Here is a 14,283-nt window from a genome sequence, read left to right as displayed (position 1 = left end):
CGGGCAGGCTTATTGCGAGGCGGCGAAACCGCATTGCTTCTGTTCCATCTCGATCTGCTTGGTGATGCGGATGGCGTTCTGCGCGTAGGCCTCCGTCACCGAGCCGCTGTTCACGGTCTTGTCCTTCAGCGGACTCACGGCGGCGCAGAGATGGAAAACATGCGGTTCGGAGGACTTCGCGGCTCCGTTTTCCGGCGCGATCCAGTACACGACGTCCTGACCGGCAGGGTGACTGGCGTCCTTCGTTGCCGCGGTCACCGCGGAAGTATCCGTGGCGATCTCCTGGGCCTGGGCGGCGACTTCGGGCGAACAGGCCGTGGTCGGCTGCCCCGCCCTGATCTGGGCCGCGCACGAGTTCATGTCCTGGGTGTACTGCTCGACCGACGGGGGCTTGAAGCTGACCCCCATTACCGTCGCGAGCACGGCCAGCGCGGCACCGACGCCGCCGGCGACCTTCTTGGTCTGCGGATCCATGTTCTTGTCGGTGAGGATAAGGAAGATCAAGGGGAGGAAGGCAATCAGCGTGATGATCGCGCCGAGCTGGTTTTGGAAGAAGAAGCTGGCCGTGTCGGATGCCCGGGCCGGGTCGTGCCGGTTGGCAGCCTTCCAAAACAAGTTGCCGGCGATCGCGAAAATCGCGATCCCGACCAGAATGCCGATCAGCAGCGGCAGGTTTCCCTGGTCGAACTTGTGCTTGTAGAACAAAACGATCCCGGCAATCTCGCCGCCAATGGCGACGATCCACGAGAGCGCGGCGAAAAGGCGGAGGCGCGTGGCGGCGGATTTCTGGCCCTGCGTTGCTTGCCAATCCTTGGTGACGTCTGCGGCCGGCTTGTTGTCGGTCATGACCAGTTCCCCTGAAATCGACACTTTTGCAGGGCGGCGTCAATCAAAAGGCCAAGTCGCCCGGCGCAGCGTCATTGAACAAACGTCTCGTCGTCTTCCTTCGCGACGCAGCGAAAACGGGAGCGCCACGACAGGTTGCATCCCATCCATATTGCGCATGAGCGAAAGCGTCCATACCCACGGGGGCAGACTCTAGCATGACGGTGGCTTTGCTCTTCCTGTCTCCGGCTCGAACCGATGCCGGGATCCGGAAAAGACCGGGTCTTCTCGGCAAGCGTAAAGCGCTAGGAAAACAAGGAATTAAATGGTGGGTGTGCACAGGATCGAACTGTGGACCCGCTGATTAAGAGTCAGCTGCTCTACCAACTGAGCTACACACCCACACCGCTGGAAAACCAGCGTCGGCGGCGCATATAGCCGCCGCTTTCGGTCATGTCTAGCCCTGCCCGATCATTTCCCGACAAATCGCTGAAGCATGATCCCGAAAAGTGGATACCGGTTTTCGGAAAAGATCATGCTCGCTCAAAAAGGGCCGCACCGGTCAGACAAACAGCCTGCCTTCCGCGACCTTGATCGCATGGCCGCCGATGCGCGCGGAGGCCAGTTTTCCGCCATCGACATTAAGCTCGAGCCGAATGCGCGATGGCCGGCCCATTTCCAGCCCCTGCTCGATCCAGAGCTGCGAGGTGCCGTCGGTCGGGGCATCGAAATGCATGATCGCGCCGGCAAAGGCCGCCGCGGCCGAACCGGTTGCGGGATCTTCGTAGGACGGGGTACCGGGCACGATCATGCGCACATGGAAGCCGCTGTCGTGATGGACCGTCTCGCGGCAGTAGACATACGGGCTGGCGAAGGCCCATTCGCTCTTGCGGGGTGCCAATTCCGACCATGCCTGGTTGTCGAGCCTGATCTTGGCCGCCTCCGCCAGGCCGGCAACCGGAATAGTCACATAAGGCACACCGGCCGACCAGAAGGCGACGCGGTGATTCTCGAAGCCGATCTCGTGCGGGGCAAGGCCGAGTGCCGCGCCGATCGCGTCCGGGTCGGCCTTGAGCTCCAGCGGCTCCGGCAATTTCGCCAGGTCGAACTCGGCGAAGGTCGAGCCGTCATGCTTGCTCACCGCGCAGCGTACCGGCCCGATATTCTCCTCCAGCACGAAGATGCCGGCCGCCTCCCCGGCGAGTTCCGCCAGCGCGATTGCCGAGCCGACCGTGGGATGCCCGGCGAAAGGCATTTCATAGTCGGGCGTGAAGATGCGGATACGGTTGCGGTGCTTTGGATTGTCGGCGGGCAGCACGAACACCGTTTCCGAAAGATTGAATTCGCGCGCGATCGCCTGCATGCCGGCAGTGTCGAGCCCATCGCTGTCGAGCACCACCGCAAGCGGATTTCCGGCCAGCCTTTCGGTGGTAAACACATCGTAGAACAAGTAATTGCGCGCCATGGAGAAAACCTCTCGCCTCGCCCCGAATTTCCGCCTCAATCCCAACATGAGGGAAATTTAATTTGAAATTCGGACCTTAAGGCCTGATCTGTGCACGGATAGGGACATCGATTTTCAGCATAGGGGTCCGGGGTGGACCAGATTGTCAATCCGCCAAGCGCGGAATCCGGTACTTCCATAGAGGCCGCGCTCGGGCTCGACCGCAAGGGCGTAAGCCGCAAGCGACGCCGCTTCTGGCTCTACGCCATGCTGGCGGTAGCGGTCGTCGCGGCCGGCATTGCCCTCTATCGATGGTATGCCGCCGCACCCCCCAAAATTGAATACGCCACCGTGCCTGCGGCAATCGCCGACCTCACCGTCGAGGTATCGGCCACCGGCACACTGCAGCCATTGACCCAGGTCGACATCTCCAGCGAGCTTTCCGGCATCGTCCGCTCGGTCACGGCCAGCGAGAACCAGCAGGTCAAGAAGGGCGACGTGCTGGCGACGCTCGACACCGTCAAGCTGGAGGTCCAGATCGAGCGCGCCACCGCCTCCGCCAAGGCGGCGGCTGCCGCCGTCGAGAACGCCAAGGTGACCTTGCAGGAAAACGAGAACGCGGTTGTACGCGCAAGCGCGCTCACCAAGCGCGGCATGGCGACGGACCAGTCGCTCGAAGCGGCGACCGCGACGCGGGATCGCTCGAAGGCGGCGCTGGACAGCGCCGAAGCCAATCTCGCCATCGCCCAGGCCGACCTCAAGGCGCAGCAGACCGATCTTGCCAAAAGCACCATCTATGCGCCGATCGACGGCATCGTGCTGACGCGCTCGGTCGATCCCGGCCAGACGGTCGCGTCCTCGCTGCAGGCGCCCGTGCTCTTCGTCATCGCCGCCGACCTTCGCAACATGGAATTGCAGGCTGCGGTCGACGAGGCCGATATCGGCCAGGTCAAGCCCGGCCAGCACGCCCGCTTCACCGTCGACGCCTTCCCGGATCGCCCCTTCGACGCCGAGATCCGCGACATCTCCTACGCCTCGGTCACCACCGACGGCGTCGTCACCTACAAAGCGCGTCTCGAAGTTGACAATGGTGAGCTTCTGCTCAGGCCCGGCATGACGGCGACGGTCTCTGTTGTCACAAGGCAGGCCAAGGGCGTGCTCACCGTTCCCTCGACGGCCTTCCGCTATCGCCCGATGCAACAGCAGACGCGCGGCTGGAGCTTCAGTGACCTGTTCACCGGCCGCATGGGCCATCCCAACCGGCAGCGCGAGGCGACGAAAGCCCCGACCGACGGCTCGCGCACGCTTTATGTGCTGGAGAATGGCCGGCCGCATCCGATCAACGTCAGGATCGGCTCGACCGACGGCGAGTTGACCGAGATCACGTCCGGCCTCGACGCCGGCGCGCAAGTCATCACCGGCGCGCAGCAGCGGAGCTGACGACATGTCGGCTCCGCTGCTCATCACCTTCGACAAGGTCTGGAAGAGCTACGGCGAGGGCGAAGCCCGCGTGCATGCGCTGGCCGGCGTCGATCTCGCCATCCGGCGTGGCGAGTTCGTCGCCATCATGGGTCCCTCAGGCTCGGGCAAATCGACAGCGATGAACATCATCGGCTGCCTCGACACGCCGACGGTCGGAACCTACTCTTTCATGGGCGTCGATGCGGGCCGCCTCGACCGCAACCGCCGCGCGCTTTTGCGCAACCTTTATGTCGGCTTCGTCTTCCAGGGCTACAATCTCTTGCCGCGCACGACCGCCGCTGAAAATGTCGAGCTGCCGCTGATCTATCGCGGCGTTGCCGCGCGCGAGCGCCGCGACCTCGCCATGCAGGCGCTGGCCGAGGTCGGTCTGGTCGGGCGCGAGCACCACACCCCGGCCGAGCTTTCGGGCGGCCAGCAGCAGCGCGTTGCGATCGCCCGCGCCATCGTCACCAGGCCGACGCTGCTCGTCGCCGACGAGCCCACCGGCAATCTCGACACCGCGCGCACGCACGAAATCATGGAATTGCTGACCAGGCTCAACGCCGATCTCGGGCTCTCCATCGTCATGGTCACCCACGAGGCCGATGTCGCGGACTATGCCGGCCGCACCATCCGCTTCCTCGACGGTCATGTCGCCTCCGACACCTTGAAAGCGGAGGAAGCGGCATGATCTGGGAGACCGTCCGCCTCTCGCTGCGCTCGATCCGCCGCAACGTATTGCGCTCATTCCTGACGCTGCTCGGCATCGTCATCGGCGTCGCGGCCGTCATCGCCATGCTCACCATCGGCTCCGGCACGACGGAGAAGGTCAAGGCCGACATTTCCAAGCTTGGCAGCAACCTGCTCGTCGTTCGCGCCGGCCGGCCCGCGGGACCAGGCGGACCGGGGGGCCTCGATCAGGTGACGCGGCCGCTGGCCGAAAAGGATGTGACCGCGCTGGTTGCGCATCTCAGCGGCGCGCGCGCAATTTCGCCTGCCTCGCAAAAACAGGTCCGCGTCATCTTCGGCACCGAAAGCCTGACCTCGGGCGTCACCGGCACCGACAGCGCCTATCTCGATGCTCGCGACTGGAGGCTGGTGTCGGGGCGGCCGTTCAGCGATTCCGAAACGCGCGCCGGCACAGGCGTGTGTCTGATCGGCGAGACGGTGCGCCAGCAATTCTTCGGCGCCGGCGATCCCGAAGGCGAGATCATCCGCGTCAACCGCACCTCCTGCACGATCATCGGCCTGCTCGAGCCCAAGGGCTATACCGGCTTCGGCCAGGACCAGGACAATGTCGTGCTGATGCCGTTGCACGCCTATCAGCGCCGCATCGCCGGCAACCGCGACATCGACAACATCTATATCGCCGCCGACGACCGCACGCCGACCAGCGAACTGCAGCCGCGCGTCGAGGACATTTTGCGCGACACGCGCCGCATCACGCCGGACCGCGATCCCGATTTCGCCATCCGCGACATGACCCAGATCGCCGACGCGATGACCAGCGCCACCACCACCATGACCGGCATGCTGGGCGCGGTCGCCGGCGTCAGCCTGTTGGTCGGCGGCATCGGCATCATGAACATCATGCTGGTGTCGGTCACCGAGCGCACGCGCGAGATCGGCATCAGGCTGGCCATCGGCGCGCACGAAAAACACATCCTCATCCAGTTCCTGGTGGAGGCGACGGTGCTGTCGCTCTTTGGCGGCATCATCGGCATCCTGATCGGGCTTTCGCTGGCCGGCCTTGCCTCGATCGCGCTGACGATACCTTTCGCGCCCAGCCCCGCCGTCATCCTGCTCGCGGTCGGCTTCTCGGCGCTGATCGGCATGGTGTTCGGTTTTTTCCCGGCGCTGCGCGGCGCGAGGCTCGACCCCATCGACGCGCTGCGGCATGAATAGCCAGATCATAGCGGCTGCTGACGTCCGGACGCCTGGCGGAGTTAGTCGGCGCCCGCGAAATGCCACTCGATCAGCGGCTTCATATGCCCCATCAGCCCGTCCGGCAGGTCGGCTGCATTGCGGATAATGACCGGCCCCTCGATCTCCGGCTCCGTCTCGGTTGCGACGAAGGCGCTGATGCGCCGCGCCAGCTCTTCGGCGGGCTCGGCGACCCGGTAGCGGCGGAAGATCACCGTGCCGCTCGCTGTCGAGAGCGCGTGATAGTGCCGACCGCGTTCGGCCTTGGACAAGTCAAGCCCGGTCTCCTCCCCCACCTCGCGCATCATGTTGAAATCGACATCGACCAGCCCGTCGCGGAAATCGATCGGCTCGAAGGACCCGGCGGCGAAATAGACGCGGCCGGCATTGACCGTATGCGGCCCCATGCGGATCGCCACCAGCGCATTGTCGCCGGCGACCAGCATGGCATGCGCATAGGCGTGCTCGGCGCCGGAATTCTCGCGCCGCTTGCGCCACAGCATGAAGGTCGAATAGTTGACCGCATGGCAGCGGCCGATGAGGCGGCCGTCCCGGTAAGCAAGTTCGGAAAGCAGCACCACCGTGCCGTCGAACAGCGCCGGATTGGCGGCTGTCTCCCGCCGCCAGTTGTCTGCGATCGCCGCCGCATTGGTCAGCGCGAAGGGATGCGGACCGGGATCGAGGCGGACGTCGACCGCATCGACCGGTAGGATGACATTGCGCGGCAAGTCGAAACTCACGAGCGTCACGCCATGTCCAGTGTGATCGTCACCGGGCAATGGTCCGACGCTTTCGGCCTGTCCCAGCCGGCGCGCGGGAAACGCTCCACTTCCTGACCGGGCGGAAAGATGGTGCGCCAGGGCTGGCCGTTGCGGATGATGTCGGGGACGGCGGTGGCGTTCTTCGCGGCCAGCGCCTTTGACAGCAGGATATAGTCGAGCTGGCAAAGATGCCGCTCTTCAGGGCCGCGCGTGTGGTAGAAGCTCCAGCGGTCCATCTCCGGCCGCCGCTCGACGACATTCTCGCAAAAGCCGCCGGCGGTCAGCACGTCGATCGAGGAGCGGGCTTCGTCGACAACCTCGAAACGGTAACCGTCTATGGCGTCGCCGTCGATCTTCACGCGCTGCCGGTAATCGTTCATGTCGCCACAGATCGCCCAGCGCTTGTCCGCGGCATGATCCTTGCCGAAACGCTCCTCGATGATGCGGCGCACTGCCTGCGCCTCGGCAATGCGCAGCGGCATTGACGCCTCGCGGCCGTCCAACCCGTTGCGCGGCGGCCCCATCGACTTGAAATGCACGAGATAGAGCGTCAACGGCGCGCCGCCGATCCTCAGGTCGATCTCCAGACAGTCGCGGCGAAAGATACGCTCGCTCGCGAGATAGCCGAGCGTGGCAAGCTCCGGCGTGAACAGCCCGAACTGCTCGAAGGTGACATAGGCGTGGCTGGTCATGCGCACGAAATCGATCGGCTGCCCTTGCGTGGTCTCGTTGCGCATCATCACGGCGACATCGATGCCGCGCGTATCGTTGCCGGCGGTGGTGTATTTCTGCCGGTAGCCACGCCCGACCATCTTGAACAGATAGCCATATTCGAAAGCCTTCAGCGCCTCGATATTGTCGACCTCTTGCATGCAGATGACGTCCGCGCGGGTGGCCGCGATGGCAAGCGCCGTCAACTGGCGCGTGTCGTCGGACTGGGCGATCGCGCGGGCCTGCTCGAGGATGCGGTATTCGGCCTCGCTCTGGATGTCGAACAGCGCCAGCGTGCGGTCTTCATTGAGCTGGTTGCGGTAGCCCGAGAAATCGAACCTGTTCATCAGGTTCTCGACATTGAAGGTGGCGAGGCGCAGCGACATGGCCGTGACCTTTGCCCGCAAGCGAGGGCGAAAACAAGAGCCAGGCCGATGCTCGCCATGGTTGACGGAACCTTTCCGTTCATCCTCCGTTCAGACGGAAAGTTCCAACAATAGGCCTTTCCCCGGGGTGTGCTGGGCGTGGGGCCTTTGCTCCTTGGAGAGTGAAATGAAACCGCTTTTTTCTTCCCTGACATCCGGGCTCCTGGCCCTGGGCCTCGTTGCGGGTGTGACGGCACAGTCGGTCGCCGGCCCGATCCTTCAACCCGATCTCGGCGTCGCGACGAGCACTGCCGCGCCGACGATCATTCCGGTGCGCGACAGCTGGGCCGGCGGTAACAACAATGGCGGCGGCTTCCAGGACTGGCGTTGGCGTCACCGTGGCGGCGACTTCAGGTGGCGTGGCGGCGACCGTCAATTCTCGCGCCATTGGGACGGCGGCAACTGGGATGGCGGCGGCGACTGGCGCTGGCGGCATCACCGCCGGCACTTCCGAGACAGCGATGCGGCGATCCTTGGGCTGGGCCTCGGCCTGGGCTTGGGCAGCCTGGCCTATGGCAACTACTACGACCCCTACTATTACGATCCCTACCCGCGCTACGTTCAGCCGAGGCGCATCTACCGGACCGAGCGGCTGTCCAGCGCGCATGTCCGCTGGTGCTACGACCGCTACCGGTCGTATCGCGCCTGGGACAATACCTTCCAGCCCAACTACGGTCCTCGCAAGCAATGCTGGTCGCCCTATAGCTGAGCGGCGCCGCCGGCACAGACAAGCAGACGGCGCCCTTCCCGGCGCCGTTTTGCTTTTGCCGCAACCAGTGCTCGCTACCGGCCCATAACCCTAAATTCATCGGCGGCTTCTATTCATCCATGCCGATGTCCTCCAATATGACGATTCGCGCGAACGGGGTGCGAGACGTACCCGCCATGGCCGAAAACGAACACAGAAACCAACACAGGCAACGCGTGCTGAAGGGCGCAGCGATCCTGACCGGCATCAACAATTCCGAGGTGAGATGCACGGTGCGCAACATGCACTCGAACGGCGCCGAGCTGAAAGTGCCGATCGATGCGCGCGTGCCGGACGAATTCCTGCTTTATGTGCCGGTCGACGGCATCGGCTACAAGGCGGTAGTGCGTTGGCGCCGCGAGGACCGCATCGGCGTCGAGTTCACCGGCACCGAGCCCAAGCCGCACTGGCACTACGGCTGAAGAACGTCCACTTTGCAAAATAAAAAGCCAGCGGATTTCTCCGCTGGCTTGCACTCCAGCAACCGGAAGGTTTTGATGACAATTCGCCCTGCCGAGTCAGCTGGTGCGGGTTTCGAGAACCGGAGCGGAGCGGACATTTAAGTCCGTGAGCACCGGAAGCGCAGAAACCCGCGGCAGATGGCCGGCAGGGTAGAATTGGCGCAAGCTTCTTAGTTCTTCGCCTTGTCGACCAGCTTGTTCTTGGCGATCACCCGCGCGACCGCAGGGCGAAGCCGAGGACGCGCAGGCAAAAGACGTGGATCGCCTTAGTTCTTCGCCTTGTCGACCAGCTTGTTCTTGGCGATCACCCGCGCGACCGCAGGGCGAAGCCCGAGGACGCGCAGGCAAAAGACGTGGATCGCCTTAGTTCTTCGCCTTGTCGACCAGCTTGTTCTTGGCGATCCACGGCATCATGGCGCGCAGCTTGGCGCCGACTTCCTCGATCTGGTGGCTGTCGTTGTTGCGGCGGATGCCCTTGAAGCGCGACATGCCGGCGCGATATTCCTGCATCCATTCCGAGGTGAACTTGCCGGTCTGGATGTCCTTCAGGATGCGCTTCATCTCGGCCTTGGTGTCGGCGGTGATGATGCGCGGGCCCGAAACATATTCGCCCCATTCGGCGGTGTTCGAGATCGAGTAGTTCATGTTGGCGATGCCGCCTTCATAGATCAGGTCGACGATCAGCTTCACTTCGTGCAGACACTCGAAATAAGCCATTTCCGGCGCGTAGCCGGCTTCCACCAGCGTCTCGAAACCGGCGCGGATCAGCTCGACCAGGCCGCCGCACAGCACCACCTGCTCGCCGAACAGGTCGGTCTCGCATTCCTCGCGGAAATTGGTCTCGATGATGCCCGAACGGCCGCCGCCGACGCCGCAGGCGTAGGACAGAGCGAGATCGAGCGCGTTGCCCGAAGCGTCCTGGTTGACGGCGACAAGGCACGGCACGCCGCCGCCCTTCTGGTATTCGCCGCGCACAGTGTGGCCGGGGCCCTTAGGCGCGATCATGACGACGTCGACCGTCGACTTCGGCTCGATCAGGCCGAAATGCACGTTGAGGCCGTGCGCGAAGGCGATCGCGGCGCCATCGCGGATGTTCGGCGCGATTTCCGATTTGTAGATGTCGGCCTGCAATTCGTCGGGCGTCGCCATCATCATCAGGTCGGCCCACTTGGCTGCATCCGCCACGCTCATGACCTTGAGGCCGTCGGCCTCGACCTTCTTGGCGGTCGCCGAGCCGGCCTTCAGACCGATGGCGATCTCCTTGACGCCGGAATCCTTGAGGTTGAGCGCATGCGCCCGGCCCTGGCTGCCATAGCCGATAATGGCGACCTTCTTGCCCTTGATCAGATTGAGATCGGCGTCACGATCGTAATAGACACGCATTTGGTGTTCCTTCCCGTTTGAAGATCAGGGCCTCACGACCCGGTTTTTGCTCCGAAGAGAGCGAGAAAATGTTGCGTCGCGCGCGCGGCATCGCCGCCGATCGTCGCCCCAGTCAATTCCACCCGGTCGCCGAGCAGCAGACGTATCTGCACGTCGCGGCCGACCAGGCCGAAAAAGGTCCGGAACGCCGTCTCGGCGTCCTCGAAATCGAGCAGCCCGGCCTGCCGACCTGCTTCAAGCACCGGCTTCAAGCGCTTGGCAAGCGCGAAGCGGCCATTCTGCAGCACGATCGCGCCGAGATCGTCCTTGCCGGAACCGGCATGGCTGACTGCCACACGGTTCAGCGCGATCGAAGTGTCACTGGAGATAACCTTCAGCCAATCTGAAGCGAAACGCTCCAGGCTCGCCGTGAGCGAACCGATGTCCAGTCTCTCACGGTCGACGGACGCGACACGCACCTTTGACGCCTGCCATTGCACCGTAGCGTTGAGCAGTCCGTCGCGGTCGCCGAACCATTTGTAGAGCGTTTCCTTGGAACAGCTCGCCCGCCGCGCCACCGCGGTCATGGTAAGATTGTCGCCCTCCTCGACCAACAGGCGAAGAGCCGCATCCAGAACGGCCTGCTGCCGCTCCGTCAGCGTTTCACTTGTGTCGATCTCCGCTGGCTGCAACACGACTGTTCCCAATTCCGGACACGCCCGCAGATGCGTACCGTACGTTACGGTTCGGCTTATGGCTCATTCCCCTTTTCAGCGCAAGGGGCGGAATCGAAAAATTCGGACGAGGCGGGTGGCCGAGCTCTCTCAGTGGTTTTCTATCGGCGGATGCCGCAGCCGCCCGAGCAGAGTCGCCAGTGCCTTGAGCTCTTCGGCCGAGAGCCTGTCGCCCATCAGCTCGGCGATCGAAGCGCCGTAGACCGCCCAGATGCGGCGGCGCATCTCCCGGCCGCTTGCCGTGATGCGGACGGTCTGCCCGCGGCCATCGTCGGAGACGGGCAGCTTCTCGACCAGGCCGTCCGCCTCCAGCCGGGCCAGCAGCCGTGAGACGCCGTACTGCGCCAACAGCACGCGATCGATCAGCTCGAACGGCCGCAACCCGCCCTCGCCCGCTTCCGCGAGCTCGTGCAGCACGTCGTACCAGGCGAGCGGCGGCAGGCCGCGCGCCTTCAGCGCGTCCTCCGTGCTTTCGACCAGCTGGCGCGAGACGCGCACGAGGCGCGCCCAAGCGGTGACGGCTTCAGGTGATGGGGATTTTTTCGTCATCGGCACAATCTAGTAGATAGATGCAATTGCATCAAGCTTGACGATCGATGCAAATGCATCCATATAGATGCAATTGCATCGACAAGGAGTTATCCGATGAAACATGAAATCTGCAAGATCGCCGATATCCCGCAGATCGGCAGCCTGATCGCGCCTTTCTTCGGCCGCGAGGTCCATGTCTGGCGCAGTGCCGAGCGCATCCGCGCCGCGGCCAATGTCTGCCTGCATTTCGGTGGACCGCTCGACTGCAAGGACGGCGTTTTCGTCTGCCAATGGCATGGCGCGAAATTCGACATGGCAAGCGGCGAGCGTTTGGATGGACCGGCGCCAAAGGGCGCGCGCCTGATGTTCCTGTCGACCCGCGTCGAGGATGGCGCGCTCAACTACGTCTGGGGAGAGTGAGATGACCGCCAGGCTCACCCTCGTCAGTCATCATTTATGCCCCTACGTCCAGCGCGCCGCGATTGCGCTTGCCGAGAAAGGCGTGGCGTTCGAGCGGGTCGATGTCGATCTCTCCAACAAGCCTGACTGGTTCAAAGCCGTCTCGCCGCTCGGCAAGGTGCCGCTGCTGCGCGTCCGGCATGGCCATGCGGAGGAAGTGATTTTCGAATCCGCCGTCATCCTCGAATTCCTGGAGGAGACGGAGGCCAATCCCTTGCACCCGGCCGATCCGCTGGCGCGGGCCAGGCATCGCGCCTGGATCGAATTCGGCTCGGCCATCCTCAATGCCATAGGCCGTTTCTATTCCGCTGCCGACGAAGCCGCTTTCCGCCATGAAAGCAGAGACTTGTCCGGGATGTTCGCACGCGTGGAGGCAGAACTTGCGGCCAGGCAAAGCGGCCCGTGGTTCGCCGGCGAGCGCTTCTCTTTGGTCGATGCCGTCTACGGGCCGGTCTTCCGCTATTTCGACACGTTCGACCGCATCGGCGATTTCGGCATTGTCGACGGCAAGCCGCTCGTCCGGGCCTGGCGCGAGGCCTTGAGCGAACGCTGGTCGGTGACTGAAGCCGTCAGCCCGGATTATCCGCAGCGGCTGCTCGCCTTCCTTCAAGCAAGGAAATCTTACCTGTCCGGGATCATCCGGCGGCAGGCCATTGCAACTCCGCAAGCCCGATCCGCCTGAACGGGTCGATCACCGTTCCGGCCACCATGGCGGCAAGGAATTGCGGTCCTGGCGGAACCCTCGCCAGCGCCGCCACCATGCGGTCGCGGACAAAGGGCAAGGCTGCGGAATCCGATTGGTAGAACGGCGTCAGCGACAGCGACAGCGCCTGGAACACGCGCACATGCCAGCGCCTCGCCTTCGCGTAGGTATCGAGCGCGTCGTCGACACCCTTCGCCTGCGCCAGCGCATGGCTGAGCGCCGCCGCGTCGAGCAGCGCCATGTTTGCGCCTTGCCCGAGTTGCGGACTGGTCGAGTGCGCGGCGTCGCCGATGACGGCCAGCCGCCGGCCGGCCGGCAGCGTCATCGTGTGGTGGCCGTAGCGGGCGAGCGAGAGCTGCTCGAAACTGCCGATCTGGCCGGTGAAGGCCTCGCACTCCGGCCACACCGAGACCACCCTCGCCTTCCATGCTTCGAGCCCCTCGGCCTTTACCCGTTCGGCGTCAGCCGGCTTGAGGCTCCAGAAGAAAGCGGCCATGTCTTCCGCGCCGGGCTCAGGCCGGCCGATCGGCAGCACGCCGACCATGATGCTTGCCTTGTCGTAGCGCTGCAGCAGCGCCCGCCGGTCGAAGCCGTCCCGCCAGCCGAGCGACGCCCAGAATGCGCCATAGGTGAGCGGCCGCGGCATGGCGGCATCGCCAAGATAGTGCCGCAGCTTCGAGCGAGCGCCGCTGGCATCGACGATGAGGTCGAATGGGCCGAGCCGCCTGCCATTGCCGCAGACGAGCGTCGCGCGCTCGGCCGTCTCCAGCGTCTCGACCTCGACATTGGTTTCGATGGCGATCGCTTCGCGCAAGGCGGAGCGATAGAGCACCCCGAACAGCGCCGCACGATGCACGGCGAGGCCGAAGCGGCGGCCGCGCCGCGCGTCGTAGCGGACTTCGAGCACTGTGCGTCCGCTGCCGGCGTCGGTGCCGTGCAGCCGTTCGATGCGGCTGCCAAGCGAGAGAATCTCATTGAGCAAGCCGAGATCGGCGAGCACGGTCAGCCCGGTCGGCTGCAGGATGAGGCCGGAACCGACAGGCTTCGGCTCATCGAAGCGCTCGAAAATGGTGACCTTGTGCCCGGCCCGCTTGAGATAAAGCGCTGCCGCCAGCCCGGCCGGACCGGCGCCGGCAATCGCGATGTCGAGATTCTTGCCCATTGCCCGCCCAGACCGACCGGCGGGCACAATCCCCGATCGATCCCGCCAAATCAACCAGGCGCTTTAAGTCTTTATCTTGATGCATGTCGTTGTCCCAGAACCGTTGCACACTTCTGGGCGACATGCATTAGCTGCGGCAAGAAACCAGGCTCAGGTCCGGGCGTCGAAGGCGGCCCGCGCGTCGCGCACTGCGTCGTGGTTGAGCTCGGCCCATTGGACAAGCTGATGCATGGGGCCGGACATCGAGCGGCCAAGATCGGTGAGGCTGTATTCGACGCTTGGCGGCTTGGTCGGAAACACTTCGCGATGCACATAGCCATCGCGCTGCAGGTCGTAGAGCGTCTGCGTCAGCATGCGCTGCGAAATATCGGGAACCAGCCGTCGCAATTCGCCGAACCGATAGGGTTTTTCGGCCAGCGCCATGACCAGCAGCGAGCTCCATTTGCCGCTGATGCCCTGGATGACGTCGCGGACCGGGCAGTCGGCGAAATTGCCGCCGCCGGTCATGGCCTTATAGACCTCGAGCTTGGCTTTCAGATTGAGGATCTTGCTGTCCATCGCGGCATCCGCTGA

The 14,283-nt window shown here is 64.0% G+C and carries 16 protein-coding genes and 1 tRNA gene; 7 read left to right on the top strand and 10 right to left on the bottom strand.

All coding sequences use genetic code 11. From position 1 onward, the window contains the following. Window positions 1–9 precede the first annotated feature (9 nt). The 3 genes from RFM52_RS03875 to RFM52_RS03865 form a co-directional block, all read right to left on the bottom strand. A complete protein-coding gene (locus RFM52_RS03875) occupies window positions 10–846 on the bottom strand; it encodes a hypothetical protein (protein ID WP_320295219.1) in 837 nt (278 codons plus the stop codon). A 305-nt stretch (window positions 847–1,151) separates the two neighbouring features. Further along, window positions 1,152–1,227, bottom strand: a tRNA-Lys gene (locus RFM52_RS03870). Between the two features lie 160 nt (window positions 1,228–1,387). Next, window positions 1,388–2,290, bottom strand: a complete 903-nt coding sequence (locus tag RFM52_RS03865; RefSeq protein ID WP_320295218.1) for a PhzF family phenazine biosynthesis protein — start codon at window positions 2,288–2,290, stop codon at window positions 1,388–1,390. A 132-nt stretch (window positions 2,291–2,422) separates the two neighbouring features. Here RFM52_RS03865 and RFM52_RS03860 point away from each other — a divergent pair, with 132 nt between their 5' ends. Genes RFM52_RS03860 through RFM52_RS03850 form a run of 3 tightly spaced genes read left to right on the top strand, consistent with a single transcriptional unit; the run spans window position 2,423 to window position 5,635 of the window. Beyond that, entirely contained in the window at window positions 2,423–3,709 is a 1,287-nt protein-coding gene (locus RFM52_RS03860) for an efflux RND transporter periplasmic adaptor subunit (RefSeq protein ID WP_320295217.1), read from the top strand. Between the two features lie 4 nt (window positions 3,710–3,713). Further along, complete coding sequence (locus RFM52_RS03855) at window positions 3,714–4,421, top strand: ABC transporter ATP-binding protein (RefSeq protein WP_320295216.1); 708 nt, start codon at window positions 3,714–3,716, stop codon at window positions 4,419–4,421. Beyond that, window positions 4,418–5,635 (top strand): ABC transporter permease, encoded by a 1,218-nt coding sequence (locus RFM52_RS03850; protein ID WP_320295215.1) that lies wholly within the window; start codon window positions 4,418–4,420, stop codon window positions 5,633–5,635. Before RFM52_RS03855 ends, RFM52_RS03850 begins: the two co-directional genes overlap by 4 nt. 41 nt (window positions 5,636–5,676) lie before the next feature. On the opposite strand, the gene RFM52_RS03845 is transcribed toward RFM52_RS03850, so the two are convergent. Further along, on the bottom strand, window positions 5,677–6,393 hold the full coding sequence (locus tag RFM52_RS03845; protein ID WP_320295554.1) for a hypothetical protein: 717 nt from the start codon (window positions 6,391–6,393) through the stop codon (window positions 5,677–5,679). A 5-nt stretch (window positions 6,394–6,398) separates the two neighbouring features. Then, on the bottom strand, window positions 6,399–7,511 hold the full coding sequence (locus tag RFM52_RS03840) for an endonuclease/exonuclease/phosphatase family protein (RefSeq protein WP_320295214.1): 1,113 nt from the start codon (window positions 7,509–7,511) through the stop codon (window positions 6,399–6,401). Between the two features lie 166 nt (window positions 7,512–7,677). On the opposite strand from RFM52_RS03840, the gene RFM52_RS03835 reads away from it, so the two are divergent. Both RFM52_RS03835 and RFM52_RS03830 read left to right on the top strand, forming a co-directional pair. After that, on the top strand, window positions 7,678–8,259 hold the full coding sequence (locus RFM52_RS03835; protein WP_320295213.1) for a BA14K family protein: 582 nt from the start codon (window positions 7,678–7,680) through the stop codon (window positions 8,257–8,259). A 176-nt stretch (window positions 8,260–8,435) separates the two neighbouring features. Further along, entirely contained in the window at window positions 8,436–8,720 is a 285-nt protein-coding gene (locus RFM52_RS03830) for a PilZ domain-containing protein (RefSeq protein WP_041008222.1), read from the top strand. 402 nt (window positions 8,721–9,122) lie between these two features. Here the strand turns inward: RFM52_RS03830 and ilvC are convergent, their stop codons facing one another. From ilvC to RFM52_RS03815, 3 genes are all read right to left on the bottom strand, one after another. Beyond that, window positions 9,123–10,142 carry a ketol-acid reductoisomerase gene (gene ilvC / locus RFM52_RS03825; protein ID WP_320295212.1) on the bottom strand — a complete coding sequence of 340 codons (1,020 nt, stop codon included), beginning with the start codon at window positions 10,140–10,142 and terminating at the stop codon, window positions 9,123–9,125. A 32-nt stretch (window positions 10,143–10,174) separates the two neighbouring features. After that, entirely contained in the window at window positions 10,175–10,816 is a 642-nt protein-coding gene (locus tag RFM52_RS03820; RefSeq protein WP_320295211.1) for a TetR/AcrR family transcriptional regulator, read from the bottom strand. Window positions 10,817–10,945: 129 nt separating this feature from the next. Continuing rightward, window positions 10,946–11,404, bottom strand: a complete 459-nt coding sequence (locus RFM52_RS03815; protein ID WP_320295210.1) for a MarR family winged helix-turn-helix transcriptional regulator — start codon at window positions 11,402–11,404, stop codon at window positions 10,946–10,948. 96 nt (window positions 11,405–11,500) lie between these two features. On the opposite strand from RFM52_RS03815, the gene RFM52_RS03810 reads away from it, so the two are divergent. Next, on the top strand, window positions 11,501–11,806 hold the full coding sequence (locus RFM52_RS03810) for a Rieske (2Fe-2S) protein (RefSeq protein WP_320295209.1): 306 nt from the start codon (window positions 11,501–11,503) through the stop codon (window positions 11,804–11,806). Between the two features lies 1 nt (window position 11,807). Next, a complete protein-coding gene (locus RFM52_RS03805) occupies window positions 11,808–12,527 on the top strand; it encodes a glutathione S-transferase family protein (RefSeq protein ID WP_320295208.1) in 720 nt (239 codons plus the stop codon). Here the strand turns inward: RFM52_RS03805 and RFM52_RS03800 are convergent. Next, window positions 12,481–13,710, bottom strand: coding sequence for an FAD-dependent oxidoreductase (locus RFM52_RS03800; RefSeq protein WP_320295207.1), 1,230 nt, complete (start codon window positions 13,708–13,710; stop codon window positions 12,481–12,483). The genes RFM52_RS03805 and RFM52_RS03800 overlap by 47 nt on opposite strands. 150 nt (window positions 13,711–13,860) lie before the next feature. After that, window positions 13,861–14,268 carry a winged helix-turn-helix transcriptional regulator gene (locus RFM52_RS03795; protein ID WP_320295206.1) on the bottom strand — a complete coding sequence of 136 codons (408 nt, stop codon included), beginning with the start codon at window positions 14,266–14,268 and terminating at the stop codon, window positions 13,861–13,863. Window positions 14,269–14,283: the final 15 nt, after the last annotated feature.

The sequence above is a fragment of the Mesorhizobium humile genome, assembly GCF_033977215.1.
GTDB lineage: Bacteria > Pseudomonadota > Alphaproteobacteria > Rhizobiales > Rhizobiaceae > Mesorhizobium > Mesorhizobium humile.
The sequence above is the reverse complement of the archived record's forward strand: the minus strand, read 5'-3'. Positions and strand labels throughout refer to the sequence as shown.

Bases quoted from the DNA above. Each gene is read 5' to 3' on its own strand.
- RFM52_RS03875 (WP_320295219.1), bottom strand. From the start codon at position 846: ATGACCGACAACAAGCCGGCCGCAGACGTCACCAAGGATTGGCAAGCA.
- RFM52_RS03865 (WP_320295218.1), bottom strand. From the start codon at position 2,290: ATGGCGCGCAATTACTTGTTCTACGATGTGTTTACCACCGAAAGGCTG.
- RFM52_RS03855 (WP_320295216.1), top strand. From the start codon at position 3,714: ATGTCGGCTCCGCTGCTCATCACCTTCGACAAGGTCTGGAAGAGCTAC.
- RFM52_RS03850 (WP_320295215.1), top strand. From the start codon at position 4,418: ATGATCTGGGAGACCGTCCGCCTCTCGCTGCGCTCGATCCGCCGCAAC.
- RFM52_RS03840 (WP_320295214.1), bottom strand. From the start codon at position 7,511: ATGTCGCTGCGCCTCGCCACCTTCAATGTCGAGAACCTGATGAACAGG.
- RFM52_RS03835 (WP_320295213.1), top strand. From the start codon at position 7,678: ATGAAACCGCTTTTTTCTTCCCTGACATCCGGGCTCCTGGCCCTGGGC.
- RFM52_RS03830 (WP_041008222.1), top strand. From the start codon at position 8,436: ATGGCCGAAAACGAACACAGAAACCAACACAGGCAACGCGTGCTGAAG.
- ilvC (WP_320295212.1), bottom strand. From the start codon at position 10,142: ATGCGTGTCTATTACGATCGTGACGCCGATCTCAATCTGATCAAGGGC.
- RFM52_RS03815 (WP_320295210.1), bottom strand. From the start codon at position 11,404: ATGACGAAAAAATCCCCATCACCTGAAGCCGTCACCGCTTGGGCGCGC.
- RFM52_RS03810 (WP_320295209.1), top strand. From the start codon at position 11,501: ATGAAACATGAAATCTGCAAGATCGCCGATATCCCGCAGATCGGCAGC.
- RFM52_RS03805 (WP_320295208.1), top strand. From the start codon at position 11,808: ATGACCGCCAGGCTCACCCTCGTCAGTCATCATTTATGCCCCTACGTC.
- RFM52_RS03800 (WP_320295207.1), bottom strand. From the start codon at position 13,710: ATGGGCAAGAATCTCGACATCGCGATTGCCGGCGCCGGTCCGGCCGGG.
- RFM52_RS03795 (WP_320295206.1), bottom strand. From the start codon at position 14,268: ATGGACAGCAAGATCCTCAATCTGAAAGCCAAGCTCGAGGTCTATAAG.